The sequence below is a fragment of the Enterococcus sp. AZ163 genome (assembly GCF_050498925.1).
GTDB classification, from domain to species: Bacteria; Bacillota; Bacilli; order Lactobacillales; family Enterococcaceae; genus Enterococcus_A; species Enterococcus_A ferrettii.
This window is the reverse complement of the sequence record NZ_JBIPAO010000020.1, coordinates 1-330: the sequence shown is the minus strand read 5'-3', so window position 1 is coordinate 330 and position 330 is coordinate 1. Positions and strand designations below refer to the sequence as shown.

Below are 330 nucleotides of genomic sequence, written 5' to 3'. Positions count from 1 at the left end.
ACCTGATTCACTTGCTGAATCACTCGCACTATCTGAAATCGATGTGCTGATTGATTCGCTAATCGACGTACTGATACTTGCACTGTCGCTATCACTGATGCTGGTACTTTCTGATCTTGAATCGCTAATCGAGTTACTCAAGCTGTCACTGTCACTATTACTAATACTTGTGCTAGTTGAACTTGAATCACTTAGTGATGTGCTTGTGCTTGTACTGTCACTTGTACTTACTGACGTACTTCCACTGTAGCTGCCCGATTCACTTGCTGAATCGCTCGTGCTGTCGGAAATCGATGTGCTGATTGATTCGCTAATCGACGTACTGATACT

The 330-nt window shown here is 43.3% G+C and carries 1 protein-coding gene; it reads right to left on the bottom strand.

The window, feature by feature from the left end; translation table 11 throughout:
* A partial coding sequence (locus IGI46_RS25910; RefSeq protein WP_429974628.1) for a hypothetical protein occupies positions 1-330 on the bottom strand: 330 nt, incomplete at both ends.